Raw genomic sequence first — 20,521 nt, forward strand, 5'->3', positions numbered from 1 at the left:
TGTAGGGCTCTTTTTGTATTTCTGTTCTTCGATTGAACGAACAATCACACTTAAGAATTTTTAAGGTACGTCATAATAATTGCTTACTGAAAATCGCATGAATTGGAAATAAAACTACAATATTCTGAGCGCCGTATTTAATGTTGTGGACTCAAACATGCTTTTATCTCTTCCGCCTCCAGTGATGCTGTCACTCGCCATCGTGCTTGAAGTTGTCGCGACTTCTCTATTGCCTAAAACGCAGCAATTTACTTCCCTTCCTGCGACCGCCGCAGTACTAGTCGGTTATGGCTTTGCTTTTTATCTGTTGTCTCTCACGGTTCAAACCATGTCGTTGGGTGTTGCCTATGCGATTTGGTGTGGGGCAGGGATAGTGTTGGTCGCGGCGTTGTCTTGGTTGGTCTACGGGCAAAAGCTAGACATCTACGCGATCATTGGCATCGCTTTGATTCTGTCTGGCGTGGTGATCATCAACCTGTTTTCAACGTCGGTGAGTCACTAAGAGTCGACTCCCTACTTCTGAAACAACAAACTAATTGGAATCTAGAGTTGTTAACCTTCAACTTAAGATATTGAATATAATATAGTAATCCTAACAAATGCATTTTGTGCATGTATTTTATGAAAACAGCTCACTTTACTCATAGATTGGTCGGTTTAGTATAGCCAGCAGAAACCAATGATTATAAATAATCATCGATATTGTCTGTTTATCAATAACTTAGGAGGTCATTATGACTATTCCGACAACCGATATGATGGAAGCTTGGGCGGGATTCCAAGCTGGCGAGTGGCAAACATCCGTGAATGCACGTGATTTTATTCAGCGAAACTACACCCCTTATGAAGGCGATGAGTCTTTTCTTGCGGACGTGTCGGAGTCGACGACACAGCTATGGGAATCGGTGCTAGAAGGTATTAAAGAAGAAAGCCGCACTCATGCCCCTGTCGATTTTGATACTGATATCGTTTCCACTATCACCTCACACGATGCAGGTTACATTGCAAAAAACCTCGAAAAAATCGTGGGTCTACAAACCGATAAACCCCTAAAACGCGGCATCATCGCTAATGGCGGAATTCGAATGGTGAAAACGTCGTGCGAAGTGTACGGTCGTGAATTAGAGCCACAAATCGAAAAGATCTTCACTGAATACCGCAAAACGCATAACCAAGTAGCGTTCGATCTTTATACCGATGAAATTAAAGCATGTCGCCGTTCTGGCATTATTACTGGTCTGCCAGATGCTTATGGTCGTGGACGCATTATTGGCGACTACCGTCGTCTTGCTTTATACGGTATCGACTTCCTAAAATCAGACAAAAATGAGCAGTTCAAATCGACTCAGAAGATGCTTGAAACGGGTGGTGATTTAGATAAGACATTGCGTTTACGTGAAGAGCTTTCTGATCAAATTCGTGCCCTTGATGAAATGCGAGAAATGGGTTTGAAGTACGGCATTGATATGTCTTCTCCTGCTCGTACTGCGCAAGAAGCAATCCAATTTACCTATTTTGGCTACTTAGCTGCGGTTAAGTCTCAAAATGGTGCTGCGATGTCGCTAGGCCGTACATCAACCTTCTTAGATGTTTACATCGAACGTGACCTTAAACTTGGTCTGATTGATGAAAAACAAGCGCAAGAGTTGATTGACCATTTCATCATGAAGCTTCGTATGGTTCGTTTCCTACGCACTCCTGAATACGATTCATTGTTCTCTGGCGACCCAATTTGGGCAACAGAAGCAATGGCAGGTATGGGCGTTGATGGTCGTACACTTGTTAGCAAAACGACTTTCCGCTACTTGCACACATTGCACACGATGGGCCCTGCGCCAGAGCCGAACATGACGGTTCTATGGTCTGAACAACTGCCTATCGCGTTTAAACAATACGCGGCTAAAGTGTCTATCGAAACCTCATCACTTCAGTATGAGAACGACGATCTAATGCGTGCGGATTTTGATAATGACGATTACGCGATTGCGTGTTGTGTGAGCCCGCAGGTGGTTGGCCAACATATGCAGTTCTTTGGTGCTCGGGCAAACCTTGCCAAAGCGCTGCTTTACACCATTAACGGTGGTGTTGATGAAAAATCTAACATGCAGGTTGGCCCTCAAGTTGCTCGTATCGAAGATGAAGTTCTCGATTTTGACCGCTTAATGCCTCGCTTTGATGAGATGATGGATTGGCTTGCAACGCAATACGTCACTGCGTTGAACGTGATCCATTACTCGCATGACCGTTATAGCTATGAAGCATCGTTAATGGCATTAATGGATCGCGATGTTCATCGCACAATGGCTTGTGGTATTGCAGGGCTGTCGGTTGTTGCTGACTCGTTAGCAGCTATCAAATACGCGAAGGTAACACCAGTACGCAACGAAGATGGCATCGCTGTCGACTTTGAGATTGAAGGCGAATATCCAAAATTCGGCAACAACGATTCACGTGTCGATGATATTGCTTGTGATTTGGTTGAACGTTTTATGAAGAAAATTCAGAAAATGAATACCTACCGTGAAGCGGTTCCAACTCAATCTATACTTACGATTACTTCAAACGTTGTATATGGTAAAAAAACCGGTAACACGCCAGATGGTCGCCGCGCAGGTATGCCATTTGGCCCGGGCGCAAACCCAATGCACGGTCGTGATGAGAAAGGTGCGGTGGCTTCACTGTCTTCGGTTGCCAAACTGCCGTTCGAGTACGCTAAAGATGGTATTTCTTACACTTTCTCAATCGTACCAAATGCACTAGGTAAAGATGACTTAAGCCAAAAAGTGAACCTAGCAGCGTTAATGGATGGTTATTTCCACCATGAGGAAAGTGCAGAATCGATTCGTGTTGAGGGTGGACAGCATCTTAACGTGAACGTGCTTAACCGTGACATGTTGTTGGATGCCGTAGAACATCCAGAAAAATACCCACAGTTAACCATCCGAGTGTCGGGTTACGCTGTGCGATTCAACTCGCTAACACGTGAGCAGCAACAGGATGTAATTAGCCGTACGTTTACAGCTAAGATCTAACCGTAAACTTCAAGTTCCACGGTTCTAAAAAAGCGCGAGAATGACATCCGTCTCTCGCGCTTTTTTGTGTGTTGAATATGGCGGTAATTGGAATTACTTTGATTCTGTCTGGCGTGGTGGTCACTAGGACCTCTAACTTACTTTTGCCCCTTTATGGTTTAGGGTAGAAGCTCATACACATTCTGTTAATGAACTTTTGCCCTACAAAAAGTTATCCAAACTCAGCAAGTTCAGAAATTATGCACTCACAGTGCATTCTAACTTTTTAACACCCTCACTAAGTTATTGATTTTCTGTTGAATACTTAAACGAAAGACCGCATTATATCTATGCAAAGAGCGGCTTAGCGCGGTGTAGAAAGTGTTATATTTATGAGGTAAGTTTTGAGTTCAATTAATCATCACTATGTCCCACAATTGTATTTACGAGGCTTTATTGCTGAGTCTGGTCGTATTCAAGTATTCGATAAAAAGTTGGAATCATTCAAGAAAGATAAGCAAACACCTCGAACAATATTATTCGAAAAACATAGAAATACAATCACACATCGAGGTGTGCGAACTGATGCACTAGAAAAGCTCTACGGGACAATTGAAGCACCATTGGGGCAATTTTTTGATTTAGTTCGCAAGGGCCTGTCGGAGAAAGAACTAATATCCAAAGAAGGCATTTATCTTCTAAAGGTATTTGTAGCGTTTCAATTTTGGCGAATGCCTTTGTTAGATCCCTTTGTAGAGCAGTACATTAAAACTCTAGACTTAACACGGTTTGGAGACAGAATTACACTGAATGGGGTCAATATTGGCGATTGTGATCAAATCAAAAACGCATTAGAAAATGACTCAGGGTTCAGGCATTACTTTCGTAGCTTTATGCTGCCTCTACTAACGTTTGATTTTAGGGTACATGATAGTGACTATGAATCATGGAAAGTCCATCATGTTTCGCCAGAATACGGAGGTTGGAACAACTTTTTAACGGGAGATAACCCGCTACTCTTTGACGATTTGACTCAGATGTTCGCATTTAAGTCTAAGTTTATTATGCCTTTATCGAATAATCAGTTGATCACCTTTTCGCCAGTTCAAAATCACGCTATGAACCTAGATCCGCTTTTTACAACTTACTTAGCAATGGCTACATATAATCAGTGTCATCGATATGTTGTAGGTACAAATAAAGACTATATTGAGCAAATAAAGTTATTTTTGGGTTCAGAAGTGGAACCTTCAGATTTGAGGGCGGAGTTATTTACATACATATAACGATTGAGCAGTGCAATAAGGTTTGGTCGTGGAAATAACCGATTTGCTATACCTGAAGCTATTCATTAATTGCTGATGTTCGATTCTCCGAGACGGATAATTGTCCAGAACCTTCATAAGCTAAATTTTTACCTGTGGTACTTTCTAGTTTAAAAGTCCCCCTTTCCGACTTAGAACCGATCTCTATATGAGTTGTAGGGAGATTCTCTTTTACCCTCCCGGTATCAAACGGATACATAGCTGATCTTCCCAGCGACTTACAACGTAAGAGGTTCGTTAAAAGGGAGAAAACAATATGGCCACCGTCTATGTCAGCATTGGAAGCAACATTAACCGCGAACATCACGTCACAGAATCTCTCAAAGCATTGAATAGCCGCTTTGCACCTCTACACATTTCTAATTTCTACGATTGTGAGCCTGTTGGTTTTGAAGGAGACAACTTCCTAAACCTAGTCGTTGGGTTTGAATGTGACCTTTCTATCGCTGAACTGGCTAAGGTTCTGCATCAAATCGAATTAGAGAATGACCGAAAGCGTGAAACTAAAGAATACGCTTCGCGCACTATGGATATCGATATCCTTCTTTACGGTAACGAAGTGGGCACTATCGATGGAGTAGAGCTGCCGCGAGGTGAAATCACTGAGTACGCTTTTGTGCTTCGACCGTTAGTTGATGTTGCCGCGCAAGAACGTCATCCCACTCTAGATATCTCTTTTCAGCATATCTGGAACAATTTCGATCAGCTGAGTCAGAAAACCGAACTTATACCTTTTAAGATCAGTTTCACTTAGTCCCTTCAACTGCTTTAAACAGAACGCTTGAGCTTTATTGATCTTTTCCTCTAACAGGCACGTAACTCACTCTACCTTCTAAGGATCGGAAACTGTTATGAATCACAATGCGATTATCACCATCACAAATCTCAGATTAAGAACCTTCATCGGCTTCAACGAAGAAGAAAAAACTAAGCAGCAAGACATTGTTATAAATGCGGAGATCCATTACCCCGCAAACAACCTTTGCCTCTCTGATGATGTGGAGAACGCACTTAACTATAAAAATATCTGCAAAAAAATTATTGAACATGTTGAATCTGGACGGTTTCTGCTTTTAGAAAAGTTAACCAGTGACGTACTCGGTATTTGTATCGACCATTCATGGGTCCGATACGCTCAAGTGAGAATCGACAAGCCTCATGCTCTACGTTTCGCCGATTCCGTCTCGCTCACCCTGAGCTATGAAGCAGAACTTGAAGATTAATTCATAAGGAGCGACTCAATGCTAACCACAGAAGCTGAAAAAGTAAGAGAAGCTTTGCTCAAAAAGGGGCTAGAAACCCCGATGACATCGAGCGAAATGAACTCCGACCAGAAGTACAACCGTATCAAAGGACTTTTGACGGAAGTTGTCAGTACGCTTGGGCTGGATTTAACCGATGACAGTCTTGCTGAAACACCTCATCGCATTGCAAAGATGTACGTTCACGAGATCTTTTCAGGGCTCGACTACAATAACTTCCCAAAAATCAGTGTTATCGACAACAAAATGTCAGTTGACGAAATGGTTAAGGTATCGGATATCGATTTAACTTCTACGTGCGAACATCACTTCATTACCATCGATGGCTTAGCACAAGTGGCTTATATCCCTGAATCCAAGATTCTCGGGTTATCTAAAATAAACCGCATTGTTCGGTTCTTTGCTCAGCGTCCGCAGGTTCAAGAGCGCCTTACCCAGCAAATCTTGGTCGCGATACAGGCTCTGGTTGAAACAGAAAATGTGGCTGTGACGATTAAAGCAACTCACTACTGCGTTAAATCGAGAGGCGTTATGGATGCAAACTCTGAAACCACCACAACCGCGCTTGGTGGCAGTTTCAAAACTAACCCTCAAACTAGAGCTGAGTTTTTACGATGAGTGAGACGATTCTAATAACCGGTGTGGGGAAGCGTTTAGGGTTCGCACTGGCGCAGCAACTTTTATCTGACGGATACAAAGTGATTGGCACTTACCGAAGCGACTATCCTCAGCTGCAATTACTGCGCGACCGTGGAGCCGACTTGCAACAGGTAGACTTTTATCAACAAAGCAGCCTAGAGGGTTTTCTTCATTACGTTGGACAAGAATATAAGGTGATCCGAGCCATCATTCATAATGCTTCCGACTGGCAACCTGAGAACAAAGAAAATCCCAGTGAAAACGCATTACAAATCATGAACCAGATGATGACGGTTCACGCTACCGTGCCTTATCTGGTTAATTTAACGCTCAAAGACCAACTAATGTCTGGCGATAAAACGTCGGACATCATCCACATCAGTGATTACGTTGCGGAAAAAGGCAGTAAAAAACACATCGCTTACGCGGCCAGTAAAGCTGCGCTCAACAACCTGACGTTGTCGTTCTCGGCGATGCTGGCTCCCAAGGTGAAAGTAAATACTCTCTCTCCAGCCATGATTAAATTCAATGAACATGATGATGAGGCGTATAAGACTAAAGCTCTGAAAAAAGCACTGATTCCAACAGAGGCAGGCTTTGAAGAAGTGATCGATGGCATTACGTTTGTTTTGGCTAGCCACTATATGACAGGAAGGACTTTGCACCTTGATGGTGGTAGGCATTTGAAGTGAAGCTCATGTATTTTGGGCTAGCTTCCCTCACACCCCAACACCTCCACAAACGCATCCAAATACTTCTCTATAGTTAAATCCGCAGAAACTGGCGGTAGTTCTACGGTAATGCATGGCAGGTTTCTTTCTTGGCACCATGTGCCGAATGAGCCTGGGGTCTCGTAATCGACGTCTTCGACGAGCGGTAGGTTGAACTGCTTACCTAGCCAAATGGCGAGTTCTGATTGATCGGGATCGTCGACCATGGCGAGTGGCTCGTGGAAAGAGATGACGAATTTAGGTTGGCGTTGTTCAATGAGGTTGATGAGCGATTGCACTTCAGGTTCGAGGGGATCGGCTTGGCCGGTTTTCACTTTTACATCTCTGACTGGTGTGTGGGAGCTCCAGCGATACACGGTGCCGTTTGCTGTCCAATTTTGCGTTGGGAAGGCGCGGTTCAGATCGACTTGATTGGCGTTGGCGCGAGTGCCTAATTGATTGCCATCTGGGTTCATCGACAGAATCACATCGTGTCGTAAATTGGCGGCGGGCAAGCTTCTCAGGGCACAAGATAACCCTGTAATAGAAGCGGTCTCATCGCCGTGTGTACCTGCTAAAATCAGCCCGCGAGATTCGCTTTCTATTTGCGCGGGGAAATAGAGCAAAGGCGCACCCAACCCTGATTTGCCATATGACAGCGGCTTTATTGAAAACGCAGCTCTTTCCGTTCTTGGAATTAAACTCACCTTAATCTCCTGATTGATCAAGTACTATCAAGTATTCACTATTGGCTATATTAATCATTAACTAAGTCCATTAGATGAACCCCTTTAAATAAACCATAGCGTCAAAACTCGTCAACCGTCGCATTGTTAATTTTATTACTTGTTTCAAAGATAGGCTAGGAGAGCAAACAAACATGGATTTTAAAAAACATTCAACGGCTTTACTCATTTCATCTTTATTGACCCCTTTTATATCAGTAACTGCCGTTGCTGAAACCTTACCTGCTGGTGTTTCACTGGCAAAAGACCAGCATTTAGTTCGCGCGAACGATGCAGAAGCGGCGACGCTTGATCCTGCGAAAGCAGAAGGCCTGCCAGAAATGCACATCCTACGTGACCTATTTGAGGGTTTAGTGATCCAAGATCGCGATGGCAATATCACTCCAGGTGTCGCGGAATCTTGGGAAACCGAAGACAACCAGACGTTTGTATTCCACCTGCGTAAAGACGCGAAATGGTCGAATGGCGATCCGGTGACGGCCGATGATTTCGTGTATGCGTTAAGACGCGCGGTCGACCCGAAACTCGCTTCTCCAAACGTGTGGTACCTCAAGCTCACCAAAATCAACAACATTGCTGACGTAGCAGAAGGTAAGAAGCCCGTTGAAGAGCTCGGTATTTCCGCTGTCGACAAGCACACGGTGAAGTTCGAGCTGGATAGCAAAGTGCCATACTTTGTTGCGATGACGGGCCACACATCCATGATGCCCGTTCATAAGGCTACGCTAGAAAATAGCGATAAGCCGTGGAGTGACCCTAAGCAGTTTGTCGGTAATGGCGCGTTTGTGTTGGACGAGTGGGTGGTTAACGAACGTATTGAACTGAAGAAGAACCCTAACTACTGGGACAGCTCAGATACCAATCTAGCCCAAGTGACTTACATTCCGTTCGAAAACCAAAATGCTTCGATTAACCGTTATGCAGTGGGTGAGGTCGATATCACGTCTGATGTGCCGACACATATGGCGCAGCAGCTTAAAAGCAAATACCAAGATGCGTTTACCGCGGTGCCTCTGCTGTGTACTTATTACTACGCGTTCAATACCACGCGACCTCCATTCGATGACGCGCGAGTGCGTAAAGCGGTGTCGTATTCGATGATGCGTGACGTGATCACCAATGGCGTCACTCAGGTGGGTAACCTACCGGCTTATACCTTTGCTCATGAGTACACGGCTGGCTTTGATGCGACTCAGCCTGAATACAGCACATGGACTCAAAAGGAGCGCGACCAAAAGGCAAAAGAGCTACTCAAAGAAGCGGGCTACGATGCAGCTAACCCATTGGATTTCAAACTGCTCTACAACACCAGTGAGTCGAACAAGTCGATTGCTGTGGCTATCGCTTCAATGCTCAAAGGCAACCTAGGCGCGCAAGTTGAGCTGGAAAACCAAGAATGGAAATCTTATCTAGTATCACGTCGCCAAGGTGATTTTGATGTGATGCGTGCTTCTTGGTGTGGTGACTACAATGAAGCGTCGACCTTCTTGAGCTTATTGCGCTCTGAGTCTTCGGGTAACTTTGCCCGCTACAACAATGGCAAATACGACGCAGCAATGGACAGTGCACTGTCAGCAACCAACGAGCAAGATCGCCAAGGCTTCTATGATCAAGCGGAGCAGTTACTGGCTGAAGATATGCCTATCGCACCTATCTATTACTACATGCAGGCTCGCCTAGTACGACCAAGTGTTGGCGGCTTTGCGAAGAACAACGTGGAAGGGCGCATCTATTCTAAAGACCTCTACATCAAAGAATAGATAGGCCGGATGCGAGTTCTGGCATTTCGCATAACAATATGAAATAGAAGAAAAGGGACGTTGATCATAAATATCTGATCAACGTCCCTTCGTCATTAATCTGTAACTGGAACCGCAAAAAACTGAAACCTGATTGAAGTATTTTTCACTTTTATTTCAATCAGGTGAAGCCATGTTACCCCCTCTACGCGCTCTTGTTGCGTTCGAAGCTGTTGCTCGTCTTGGTTCCATTGGCGCGGCTGCCCGAGAGCTTTGTGTCACGCAAGCAGCGGTGAGCCAACAGCTCAAAAGTTTAGAAACCTTCCTCGATACCACCTTGTTTGAACGCAGTTCTAAAGGCGTAAAGCTGACGTCAGCGGCTCAACATTATCAACCGATTGTGGCAGGTTCACTTGCTCACCTTAAATTGCAGACTCAGATCTTGTTCGGAGAAAAAGAAACCGATGTGTTGAGCCTGCGTGTAAACCACACCTTTTGTCATAACTGGCTACTACCTCGCCTGCCATCCTTCTATAAAAAATACCCTTTTATCAGGCTTGATATTCAGCTGGTGGACTGGCCATCAACTAACCCTTGTCAGAATGTCGATATCGAGCTGACCAACGGCAAGGTTGAAAGCGAGGACACCCATTGCGAGCGACTGTTTCAAGAACACTGGCAGTTAGTGTGCAGCCCTCAATTCAAATCCGAGCATCAAGAATTACTCAGCAAGCATGACTTTGCAGCTCTGCCGACGGTTCAGGTCAAAGGCTATCGAGAGAACTGGCTGCAATGGCTTGGGCATAACCAATTCGAGATGACATTACCTAAGGTTCTGCTCGAAGTGAGTAACTCTCTACATGCCTTAGAAGCAGTTAAACATGGTATTGGAATGTTGCTAGTGCGTTCGCTCGCGGTGTCTGAACTACTCAAGAAAGAAGACCTTGTATTGGCAAGCGAATCCTCGATGCCAGCTGAATCTGCTCACTATTTGATTACTAAACACAGTCGCAGCGCCAAGGTGAATTTCTTCTGTGATTGGCTTTATCACCAGATGGAAGACGGTGAACTGGAGTAAAGATTTTCTTATGGATAGCCATAAAAAAAATGAAGGGCACTCTTACTAACCTGTCATAAAAAACACTTAGTTTAACCGCATACAAATAAGGACGAGGTCACCATGAGTGCTTTCTCACAACCAATGAAAAACCGCTTAAAGGTACTGTTATTTACCGCACCGTTGTTGGTGCCACTGTTTACTTTTTGGCTCGTACCATTTGGTTATTCAATTTATATCAGCTTCACCGATTGGGATTACATCTCGCCAGATTATTCGTTCATCGGTTTAGAAAATTACGAGTACATGGTTGAAGACTATGAGTTCATTCAAGCGGTGCTCAACACGTTTTGGTTTTCGGTCGGAGTGGTGATTCCAACCATCATTCTTGGTCTTGTGTTTGCGATGTTGCTGCACAAAAACTTCAAGGGCAGCCAGTTCTATCGTGCGGTGATCTTCTCTCCTTGGATCACGCCAACGGTCGCGGTGTCGATTGTTTGGTCTTGGGTGTTCGAGACTAAATCGGGCTTGGCAAACCACTTATTGGAGTCGGCAGGGTTTAGCGCGATTCCATGGTTAGAGAACGGAAACACAGCCTTGATTGCCGTGATTATCGTGACGGTTTGGCAGGCGATTGGTTGGACGATGCTGTTTTACATCAGTGCGCTCAACAAGATCCCTGAATCGCTTTATGAGGCGTCTTTGATTGATGGCTGCAGCAGCTTAACGCGTTTTTTGAAGATAACACTGCCGCTGATTTCACCAACCACGTTCTTCTTGGTGGTGGTCAATATTATTACGGCAATGCAGGCGTTCGATCAGTTCCAGATCTTAACGCAGGGCGGGCCAGGTGGTGAGACTCGTACCTTGTTGTACTTGTTCTACCAACAAGCCTTTGAGCGTTACGAAATGGGACCGGCAGCCGCGACATCGTTAGTGATATTCCTGATTACTGGATTGTTGGCACTTATTAATACCTACATCGGCAAGCGCTGGGTGTACTACTAGTCGATTTTTGAAAGGACAGAATTATGACCACGCAAGTATTGGATGCCAATCAAGTCTTAAATCAAAGAGCGGCTGAATCTAAAGTCACAGCCCAAACGAAAGCGACCAAATCAGAGGTTGTGTCAAAGAAAAGCTCAGTGGATCGCCGTTCGTTTATCGCACTGGCTAAGCACCTTTTCTTAGCGACCTGCGGAACCATTATGGTGTTCCCGTTCTTATGGATGCTGTCAGGTTCGCTGAAAACCAATGATGAGATTTTTGCTAGCCCGCTGAACTTGATTCCAGAGCAGTTTCGTTGGGAAACGTTTGTCGAAACCTTTCACAGCGCGCCGTTTGGTTTGTACATCTTCAACAGTTTTAGTGTGGCTTTGTTCACTACGCTGTTGGTGATTGTGAACTCGGCGATGTTTGCTTATGCACTCACGCAGTTGAAGTTTCGCTCGAAGACGGTGCTCTATTTTATCGTGATGGGCTGTTACATGCTGCCGGGCGCAGTGACGTACATTCCGTCTTACATCACCTTGGCAAGACTGGGTTTGTTGGATTCGCACATGGGCTTAGTGGCGTCGAACGCGGCGTCGGTTTTCGGTGTGTTCTATCTACGCCAAGTGTTTATCAAGGTGCATCCGTCGCTGATTGAAGCGGCACGAATTGATGGTGCAGGTGAGCTCAAGATCTTATGGGCAATCATCTTACCGCAATGCCGAGCAGCAGTCGCAACACTGTTCCTCATCACTTTTATTACCAATTACAACAGCTACATGTGGCCAAGCTTGGTTATTACCACTCAGGATCTTAACCTGATTGCGACCGGGATTCGTCACTACTTTATTGCCGAAGGTAACTATGGATTGAACTGGTCGCAAATCATGGCGGCGAGCACCATTGCAGTATTGCCTTTGTTAATTCTATTCGTCATTTGTCAAAAGACGATTCTTTCAGGTATCGCCGATAACGGCGTAAAAGAGTAAACGGAAATGAAATTAAAAACTCTCGCACTAGTGTGTGCTGGCGCAGCAAGCGCGTCTATGTTCTCTAGCAGTGTTCTTGCCGCAACCGAAGTTAACTTCTGGTATTCCGGTGGTACTAAGCCACAGCAAATGATGACTAAGCTCATCGAAGAGTTCAACGCGAGCCAAGATGAGTATGTGGTGAAGCCTGCGTTGCAAGGCAACTACACGGAAACCTACCAGAAGCTGCAAGCAGGTCTAGCGTCTAGAACTGCACCTGAGCTTGTGCTGCTAGATTCAGGTCGTGCGGAAGCAATGTACGGACGCGGTTTGAGCCGTGACCTAACACCGTTCATGGATGAAGAGTTCAACTTCTCTGATTTCATCGGTGCGTTTAAAGACCAAGTGACGGCAGACGACGGCACTATCATTGGCTTGCCTGCTTACGGCACAACTCAAGTGTTTTACTACAACAAGCAAGTGTTGGCAGACAACGGTTTTACTGAGCAAGACCTAAACACATGGCAAGGCGTGGCTAAGGTCGCGGAGAAAGTTACCCAACGTGATGACAAAGGCAACGTGACTTTTTACGGATGGGAGCCAATGTGGGGTCAAGACAACATGATTGACGCGGCTTTCTCTAACGGCGCGAAGATCATCAGTGATGATGGCAAAACAGTGCTAATTGACTCAGCTGAATGGGTTGAAGTGTGGGACAGCTTCCGTAAGTGGATCCACGATGATCAAATCATGCGTATTCACTACGGCGGTCAAGGTTGGGAATATTGGTACAAAACCATCGATGACGTCATGAAAGACAACGCGTTGGGTTACACAGGTTCATCGGGTGACCAAGGTGATTTGGACTTCACTAAGCTTTCAGCAACCACACAGCCAGGTTGGGGATCAAACCCTTCTGCGCCACAAGCGGGTGCGCTGGTTTACGTGATGCCAAAAGGCACAGACGAAGCAGCAGCAAAAGGTGCGTTCGAATTCGTTGAGTTCTACACCAATGCGAAGAACACGGCGGCATGGTCAATGTTCACGGGTTACATCCCAGTGCGTAACAGCGTTTCTGAAGTACCAGAATACCAAGCGTTCACTAAAGATAACCCGCAAGCTCTGATTCCATTGAAGCAAGCGAACACGGCGACCAAAGACTTCCTAGACCCTACCAACGGTAAGATCATGGATGCGCTGAAGGTAGCTGCGGACCAGATTCAAATCCAAAACGTGCCTGCTGACAAAGCGCTAAAACAAGCGGCTAAGAAAGCGCAACGTGCACTAGACCGAGCGAATCGTTCTTAATCTGCAAAGTGGATTAACACTATCTTTGCATGCATAAAGGCCCATCTACTCGGGTGGGCCTCTTTTTGACCCAGTCCTTCAATTAGGACGAATTTGGTGATGACAATGACCCAATTTCAAGGTGAGCTGCCGTTTGGCAGAGTAAGTATCCCCTTTGATGTGCCAGCAGGCTCTAAGAGCGTAGTGATTACCGGCACGACGGTGAAAAAAGGATTCTTATACGCAGCGGCGTATGATGCCAACCAAGCATTTCGTGGCAAAGTGCTGTTTGAAAAAGCGCACAAGTCACTCACTATCCAACCGGAAAACTCAGGCCTAGGCGCGATTGATGGTGTGATTCCACCGGGTGAATGGTTCTTAGAGCTTTACAACCTTGAGGGTGAGTTTCGCACCGAACGTGCGATGCAGTATCAAGTCGATGTGCTTTGCTCTGATGAGTTAGTTAATAGCGATGCTGAGTTAGAACTGACCCCAACGGTGACAAGTGATCACGATATCGAGTTTGATTACAGTCACATGCTGACTTCTGATTCTCGTTGGTATCGTGGCGATTTACACGCTCACACTCAGCTTTCTGATGGTCACAATACCTTGGCTGCTGCTAAAGACATTGTGGAATCACAAGGGCTCGATTTCTTTTTCTTCACAGAGCACAACATCTGCCAACCTACGTTGCCTGTATCAAATCAGTGCTTGTTTCTACCAGCGTTAGAAGTCACTACCGATCTCGGGCACTTCAATGTGCATGGTCCGGTTAAGTCATTAGACCTTAGAGACGTTGAACACAGCAGCCAAGCGACGATGGAAGCCGGATTGAGTTTAGCTAAAAGTGGACACAGTTCCCTTGGCATTAATCACCCGATGATGAAGCCGTGGCATTGGCATTACGATCAAGTGGATCTCAGCCAAGTGTCTACGTTTGAAGTGTGTTGTGACCCAACTTGGTCGACCTCGCCGAAAGCGACCGAAGAGGCGTTATTGGTTCTCAATGAAATGTGGAATTGTGGCCAGCGTATTACGGCGATTGGCGGCAGTGATTCACACCTTGAGCCCCATGAACGTAATCCTAAATCGGATGAGTCTTCTATCTATGGTGACCCATCCACCTTCGTTTACAGCCATGGTTTGAGTGGTGAAGGCATCTTGTCTGGTATGCGTAACGGACAAGTGTATTTAGAGCGTCGTTGCGGCTTGAAGTTTGATATCAATTTGGGTGACTTGCTGCCGGGTAACGACTCTCAAGGGCAGGCGCTTAGTTATCGTATCGCAGTCACTGATTCAGAAAACCCTTACTACGCGGAGTGCGTGGTGGATGGTGAGATTGTCGATCGAATAGCTTTGAGTGATGAGCTACAAAGTATCCATATTGAGGAAGGGTACCGTTGGTGTCGTGTCGATATCCGTCGTGGGGAGCTTTCTTCAGCATTAATGAACACTACTCAACCTTCATCTAACGAGCATGAATTTGAAGGCAGCATCAATGCCGTATTCGACGGCAAACAACCAGAATTTAACCAACCCCTAGTGCGTACTTGGGGAGAACTAATGGAGCGAATGAGCCGTGATGAAGTTTAAGGCGATGTTATTTGATAAAGACGGCACATTGTTAGAGTTCCACAAGATGTGGCTTAACGTTTCTCGTGGTGCTTGTGAGTGTGTGAAATCTTACAGTGACCAGCACCAAGGTAATCAAACTGTCACAGCTGTTGAGTTACTCTTGGCCATCGGTGTTGAAGGTGATGTGGTTGATAACTATGGGCTATTAGCCTCAAACCCGGTGGAAGATACCGCAACAGCGTGGTTCAACATGCTGCAACCGAATGTCTCGCTCGTTGAATTCACCAAGGTGACCAAAGCGGCGTTCAATGACGAAGTGGAAGAAAACCCAAGCTGGATTGAAGCCCTACCGGGTGTGACCGAAAAGCTCGGTCTGTTCAAGCAGCAAGGCATGATTTTAGGCATCGCGACCGCAGATACCAAAGACTCAACCATCTACACGTTAGAGCAATCAGGTTTGAGCGAGATGTTCGATTATATCGGTTACTCCGACGGTGATATCGAACCTAAGCCAGCGCCCGCATTACTTAACGCATTCTGTGAAAAGTGCGGCATTGAGCCACACGAAGTGATCATGTTTGGTGACACGGTTTCGGATATGGAATTTGGCCGTAACGCAGGCGCCAGCAATGTTGGCGTGCTGACAGGTACTGCTCAACACAGCGAGTTAGAGCCAGTAGCGGATCTGGTTATCGCATCGGTAGCCCATTTTGAGCTCAATCAACTGCAAGAACGTGGCTAAAACGTTTAACGACAGATTGCAAAGATAGTATTTAACGAATTGATTTAAGGACAGGTTATGGCTGAAGTCACACTGAGAGGGGTTGAGAAAACTTACCCAAATGGTTTTAAGGCCGTGCATGGTGTCGATCTTAATATTCGCGAAGGCGAGTTTATGGTGTTTGTTGGGCCGTCTGGCTGCGCAAAATCCACGACACTTCGTATGATTGCGGGTCTTGAAGATATCTCAGAAGGCGATGTCTACATTGGCGATAAACGTGTAAATGAGCTGCCACCCAAAGATCGAGGTATCTCTATGGTGTTTCAGAATTACGCGCTTTATCCGCACATGTCGGTGTACGACAATATGGCTTTTGGCCTTAAACAACAGAAGCTGCCAAAGCATGAAATCAATGAACGTATTGAAGATGCAGCCAAGACTCTGGATATCGAACACCTGTTGAACAACAAGCCGGGTGAAATGTCTGGCGGACAAAGGCAGCGTGTGGCTTTAGGTCGTGCGATGGTGCGTAAGCCAGATGTGTTCTTGTTTGATGAGCCCTTGTCTAACTTAGATGCAAAGCTGCGCGTGTCGACTCGCGTCAGCATTGCTCAGCTGCACAACAACCTAAAACAAGAAGGGCAGAACGCCACCATGATCTACGTAACACACGATCAGGTGGAAGCCATGACTCTTGGCGACCGTATCTGTGTATTGAATCAAGGTGAGATCATGCAGGTCGATACGCCAATGAATCTTTATCAGTATCCAGCGAACAAGTTTGTCGCGGGCTTTATCGGTTCTCCAGCGATGAACCTTATCAAGGTGAGAGCAGATGAGATTGACGGCGTGATGAACGTGGTATCGGAAAGTGGTGCACGTTGGACGCTACCACAAGATAAGCAAGCTATCGCTCGAGAGAAACTCGGTGAGTGGTTGTGGTTTGGCGTTCGTCCTGAGCACATTCAACTGGCTAATCACGATGCGCCTTTGTCTGAAGTGAATACCCAAACGCACAGGCTTGATGTGGTCGAGTCGATGGGTAATGAGCTGTATCTCTATTTCAAACTCGGTGCTGACAAGCTGGTGGCACGAGTGCCTTTTGATGCTGACCGAATGGCGGAAAGTGGGCAAGAGACAATGCTTCATTTCAATACCTCACAATGTCATTTGTTTGACCTAGAGACAGAAGAAGTTCTAACTGAATAAGTCGATGTGTCGAATAGTCAAAACAAAGAAATCCCCGCTCAGATGAGAGTGGGGGTTTTTATTACAGGGGGGAGTATCACCAGGATCTCGGGCCTGTGCTCGAGGCTTTTTGTTGGAGATAGCTGAACGATCTTGAGGGTTAGCACCATTTAATGGCTCGGAATCGCAATCCTTTTTTCTAGCCAACGAACCGCTTGCGATACCACCAAAATAAGAACAAGGTACTCCAAAACCAGAAACGTATAGATCTCTAAAGGTAAATATTCGTTCACCACCAACTCATTGGCTCGCCTTGTTAAATCACTCAGACCAATTACACTCACTAGCGAGCTCATCTTGAGGATATAAATAAACTGATTGCCCAAGGGCGGCAGTATTTGACGGAATGCCTGCGGTAGGATAACCAATCGCATTTTTTGCCAATAGGTCAATCCCAAGGATTCGGCCGCTTCATGTTGCCCACGATTAATCGCTTGAATCCCCCCACGGAACACTTCAGCCATAAAGGCGCTCTCGGCAATGGTCAATGCGATTACCCCTGCCCAGAAGTGGTTCAAAGAGACATCGAGTAATGTCGGCATTCCGTAATACACCCACAATAGCAATACCAGCACAGGGATAGAACGAATCACCTCTACGTAAAGTCGATTAATTCCCTTGAGTACTGGTGAGCTTGAAAGCGCAGGAAAGGCGACCAATAGACCGAGAGCCATGGCAAAAAACATACTTAAAAACGAAACCTGAATAGTCTCGCTAAAACCAGCCATCAAAAACTGGATATTAGTTCGTCCCTGCTCCGTCGACGGGTCGAGTACATACCATCCCCATTGGTAATCTGAACATCCTGTCAGAAACAACAGAGAAACTAACGATAAGTGACGATAGTTCACATTTACTCCAAAAAACTCCATTTGTTATTACCATGTTAACAACCAAATCTGTTTAATGGTTAATAATTAAGAAGAATATCTACATTCATCACTTAGAAATCAGCATTCTTTAAAGGAATAAAAAATGAAAAAAAGCTTAATCGCATTAGGAATGTGCCTGCTTGCTTTTACACAGATCGCACATGCACAAAGTCGTTTGCAGGAGATACTGGATGCGGGAGTTCTTCGCGTTGGTACTACGGGGGATTGGAACCCAATGACAATGAAGGATCCTGCAACCAACAGCTACCGCGGCTTTGATATCGATGTCACGACTGAGTTGGCTAAAGACCTAGGCGTAAAAGTGGAATACGTCGCAACAGACTGGAAAACCTTGGTGAATGGCATCACGGCCAACAAATACGACGTGACTGGCAGCGCTTCGCTCAACATGTCTCGAGCAAAAGTCGCTGGGTACAGCCAACCGTACTTCTATCTGGCTTTTGTCCCTGTTGTGCAAAAGAAAGACATAGAGAAGTTCTCCGATTGGAGTGACTTTGACAAAGCAGAAATCAAAGTTGCCGCCACGCTCGGCACAGTACAAGAAAAAATGGTGAAGGACTTCTTCCCATCGGCACAACACATCGTGATTGAAGCGCCGGCACGGGATTTCCAAGAGCTTTTAGCTCGCCGCGCTGATGTCTCCGTGACTTCAAACGTAGAGGCTGCAACCTTAGTAGAGAAGTTTAAACAACTCGCGATTGTTCCGGTGAAAGAGCCACGTAAACCAACTCCAATTGCGATGCTCCTACCACAAGATGATCAGGTTTGGATTAATTACATTAACCACTGGGTTGAATTGAAAAAGACGCAAGGTTTCTTTAAGCAAACAGCTGAGAAGTGGGGACTGAAAAGCATGTAACGAGCTCATAGAGAAGAGAAAAATAGAGCCCTTAGGGGGAAGGGCTCTTGAGGTAGGAGCTTGCTTTAATTTGGGTTACGCGACCACTAACGTCGCTGCTTTTTTCATTGCCTCTTTGGTTGAACACTCAATCACGTTCGCATTGGCAAAGCGGTGTGCGTCTTTCACTTGAATATCGTGAGCCAAGATAACCAGTTTCGCGTTCGTTACATCTAGGTCGGTGATGCGATTCTGAATACCGTTTTGACCTTGTGTTTCTACTTTGATTTTCAGACCTGCTGCCGCACCTGCTTTCTCTAGTGCTTTCGCTGCCATGAAGGTGTGTGCAACACCAGAAGGGCAACATGTTACTGCTACGATGTCGTACTCGCCTTCGCCTGCTACAGGAGCGGCTTGTGCTTGTACTGGCGCTTCAACTATGTCTTCTTCCGTTTCTACTGCGACTGGTTTCCAGAAGCCTACGATAACGGCTGTGGTTAATGAGCCAAGCGCAATACCGACTACGTACATTGGAATGTTGCTTGATACTGGCGCAGTGATTAGGCCGCCCCACGGTGCGTGCAGTAGAACGTCTGTCATGAAGCCAAACACACAACCAACGATACCACCGGCTACGATTGAAGGAAGTACGCGCATTGGGTCATTCGCTGCGAATGGGATAGCACCTTCAGAGATACCGATAGAGCCCATGATTGCTGCTGCTTTACCTGCTTCTTGCTCTTGTTTAGAGAACTTGTTTTTGAATAGGAAAGTCGCCAGAGCCATACCTAGAGGTGGAGTACAAATCGCGATGCCTACACCGCCCATTAGCCAAGGTTGCGTGTCTACTTGAGTTTGAGCAAATAGGGTCGCGACTTTGTTGATAGGGCCACCCATATCAAACGCTGTCATACCGCCAAGGATTGTGCCCAGAACCATCTTAGATGCACCAGCCATTGAAGCTAGGAACTCGTTCATAGAAGACATGAACAGTTTGATTGGCTCACCGATCCCCCACAGTACGATACCTGCAGAGATTAACGTACCTAGAAGAGGGTAGATGAAGTATGCACCTAGCGCCGTCATGTTCGCAGAAAGTGGGATCTTCTTAAGTTGGAACACCACGCCACCGGCGATAAAGCCTGCCACGATACAACCAAGGAAGCCGCCGCCCATGTCTGCCATGATGCCAGAAGAGATCATCGCAGGTGCAAGTGCTGGTTTGTCTGCAATGGAGTAACCAATAAAGCCGCCAAGAATGATTGGGAAAAGAACAAGGCCTTTGATACCGATATTAGAGATGTCTGCCAGCAAGCCGTCTGCCGGTACAGCACCTTTGCCTGATGCCATTACCGCTAACGCCAATAGAACACCACCGGCTACGATGAAAGGTAGCATGTGTGAGGTTCCGAAAAGCAGGTGGCCTTTCATGGTACTAAGGATTTTTTTAAAGTCGCTACTACTATTTTTATTATTGGTATTCGTAGCTTGAGTTGTTAGGGTGCTCAT

The 20,521-nt window shown here is 45.9% G+C and carries 19 protein-coding genes; 16 read left to right on the top strand and 3 right to left on the bottom strand.

Annotated features, from left to right (window positions below):
- Nucleotides 1–157 precede the first annotated feature (157 nt).
- From MSG36_RS03355 to folM, 7 genes are all read left to right on the top strand, one after another.
- Nucleotides 158–502 carry a multidrug efflux SMR transporter gene (locus MSG36_RS03355; protein ID WP_017069768.1) on the top strand — a complete coding sequence of 115 codons (345 nt, stop codon included), beginning with the start codon at nt 158–160 and terminating at the stop codon, nt 500–502.
- 232 nt (nt 503–734) lie between these two features.
- Nucleotides 735–3,032 carry a formate C-acetyltransferase gene (gene pflB / locus MSG36_RS03360; RefSeq protein WP_248366272.1) on the top strand — a complete coding sequence of 766 codons (2,298 nt, stop codon included), beginning with the start codon at nt 735–737 and terminating at the stop codon, nt 3,030–3,032.
- 383 nt (nt 3,033–3,415) lie between these two features.
- Nucleotides 3,416–4,297 carry a DUF4238 domain-containing protein gene (locus MSG36_RS03365; RefSeq protein ID WP_248366273.1) on the top strand — a complete coding sequence of 294 codons (882 nt, stop codon included), beginning with the start codon at nt 3,416–3,418 and terminating at the stop codon, nt 4,295–4,297.
- A 295-nt stretch (nt 4,298–4,592) separates the two neighbouring features.
- Nucleotides 4,593–5,090, top strand: a complete 498-nt coding sequence (gene folK / locus MSG36_RS03370; protein ID WP_248366274.1) for a 2-amino-4-hydroxy-6-hydroxymethyldihydropteridine diphosphokinase — start codon at nt 4,593–4,595, stop codon at nt 5,088–5,090.
- Between the two features lie 97 nt (nt 5,091–5,187).
- Nucleotides 5,188–5,559 carry a dihydroneopterin triphosphate 2'-epimerase gene (gene folX / locus MSG36_RS03375; RefSeq protein ID WP_017067658.1) on the top strand — a complete coding sequence of 124 codons (372 nt, stop codon included), beginning with the start codon at nt 5,188–5,190 and terminating at the stop codon, nt 5,557–5,559.
- Nucleotides 5,560–5,577: 18 nt separating this feature from the next.
- Entirely contained in the window at nt 5,578–6,216 is a 639-nt protein-coding gene (gene folE, locus MSG36_RS03380) for a GTP cyclohydrolase I FolE (protein WP_248366275.1), read from the top strand.
- Nucleotides 6,213–6,929: a dihydromonapterin reductase gene (folM, locus tag MSG36_RS03385; RefSeq protein WP_248366279.1), complete on the top strand. Its 717-nt coding sequence runs from the start codon at nt 6,213–6,215 to the stop codon at nt 6,927–6,929. The genes folE and folM overlap by 4 nt, the downstream gene beginning before the upstream one ends.
- A 17-nt stretch (nt 6,930–6,946) precedes the next feature.
- Here folM and mpaA read toward each other — a convergent pair whose 3' ends face one another.
- On the bottom strand, nt 6,947–7,654 hold the full coding sequence (gene mpaA / locus MSG36_RS03390; RefSeq protein WP_248366282.1) for a murein tripeptide amidase MpaA: 708 nt from the start codon (nt 7,652–7,654) through the stop codon (nt 6,947–6,949).
- Nucleotides 7,655–7,827: 173 nt separating this feature from the next.
- On the opposite strand from mpaA, the gene MSG36_RS03395 reads away from it, so the two are divergent.
- The 8 genes from MSG36_RS03395 (at nt 7,828) to ugpC (ending at nt 17,242) form a co-directional block, all read left to right on the top strand.
- Nucleotides 7,828–9,453, top strand: a complete 1,626-nt coding sequence (locus MSG36_RS03395) for an ABC transporter substrate-binding protein (RefSeq protein WP_248366285.1) — start codon at nt 7,828–7,830, stop codon at nt 9,451–9,453.
- 172 nt (nt 9,454–9,625) lie between these two features.
- Entirely contained in the window at nt 9,626–10,510 is an 885-nt protein-coding gene (locus tag MSG36_RS03400) for a LysR substrate-binding domain-containing protein (protein WP_046224776.1), read from the top strand.
- Between the two features lie 102 nt (nt 10,511–10,612).
- Entirely contained in the window at nt 10,613–11,497 is an 885-nt protein-coding gene (locus MSG36_RS03405) for a sugar ABC transporter permease (RefSeq protein WP_017074494.1), read from the top strand.
- Nucleotides 11,498–11,520: 23 nt separating this feature from the next.
- On the top strand, nt 11,521–12,468 hold the full coding sequence (locus MSG36_RS03410; RefSeq protein ID WP_248366288.1) for a carbohydrate ABC transporter permease: 948 nt from the start codon (nt 11,521–11,523) through the stop codon (nt 12,466–12,468).
- A gap of 6 nt (nt 12,469–12,474) precedes the next feature.
- Complete coding sequence (locus MSG36_RS03415) at nt 12,475–13,755, top strand: extracellular solute-binding protein (protein WP_248366290.1); 1,281 nt, start codon at nt 12,475–12,477, stop codon at nt 13,753–13,755.
- Between the two features lie 105 nt (nt 13,756–13,860).
- Entirely contained in the window at nt 13,861–15,330 is a 1,470-nt protein-coding gene (locus MSG36_RS03420) for a CehA/McbA family metallohydrolase (protein WP_248366292.1), read from the top strand.
- Nucleotides 15,320–16,054, top strand: coding sequence for an HAD family hydrolase (locus MSG36_RS03425; protein WP_248366399.1), 735 nt, complete (start codon nt 15,320–15,322; stop codon nt 16,052–16,054). Before MSG36_RS03420 ends, MSG36_RS03425 begins: the two co-directional genes overlap by 11 nt.
- A 57-nt stretch (nt 16,055–16,111) precedes the next feature.
- Nucleotides 16,112–17,242, top strand: a complete 1,131-nt coding sequence (ugpC, locus tag MSG36_RS03430; RefSeq protein ID WP_248366294.1) for a sn-glycerol-3-phosphate ABC transporter ATP-binding protein UgpC — start codon at nt 16,112–16,114, stop codon at nt 17,240–17,242.
- A gap of 149 nt (nt 17,243–17,391) precedes the next feature.
- Here the strand turns inward: ugpC and MSG36_RS03435 are convergent, their stop codons facing one another.
- Nucleotides 17,392–18,132, bottom strand: a complete 741-nt coding sequence (locus MSG36_RS03435) for an amino acid ABC transporter permease (protein ID WP_050620506.1) — start codon at nt 18,130–18,132, stop codon at nt 17,392–17,394.
- A gap of 124 nt (nt 18,133–18,256) precedes the next feature.
- Between MSG36_RS03435 and MSG36_RS03440 the strand changes: the two genes are divergently transcribed.
- Entirely contained in the window at nt 18,257–19,033 is a 777-nt protein-coding gene (locus MSG36_RS03440) for a transporter substrate-binding domain-containing protein (RefSeq protein ID WP_050651339.1), read from the top strand.
- A gap of 75 nt (nt 19,034–19,108) precedes the next feature.
- Here the strand turns inward: MSG36_RS03440 and MSG36_RS03445 are convergent, their stop codons facing one another.
- Nucleotides 19,109–20,521, bottom strand: a complete 1,413-nt coding sequence (locus tag MSG36_RS03445) for a fructose-specific PTS transporter subunit EIIC (RefSeq protein ID WP_061037618.1) — start codon at nt 20,519–20,521, stop codon at nt 19,109–19,111.

Origin of the sequence: Vibrio sp. 1CM8B (assembly GCF_023161685.1) — a bacterium.
Lineage (GTDB): Bacteria > Pseudomonadota > Gammaproteobacteria > Enterobacterales > Vibrionaceae > Vibrio > Vibrio coralliirubri.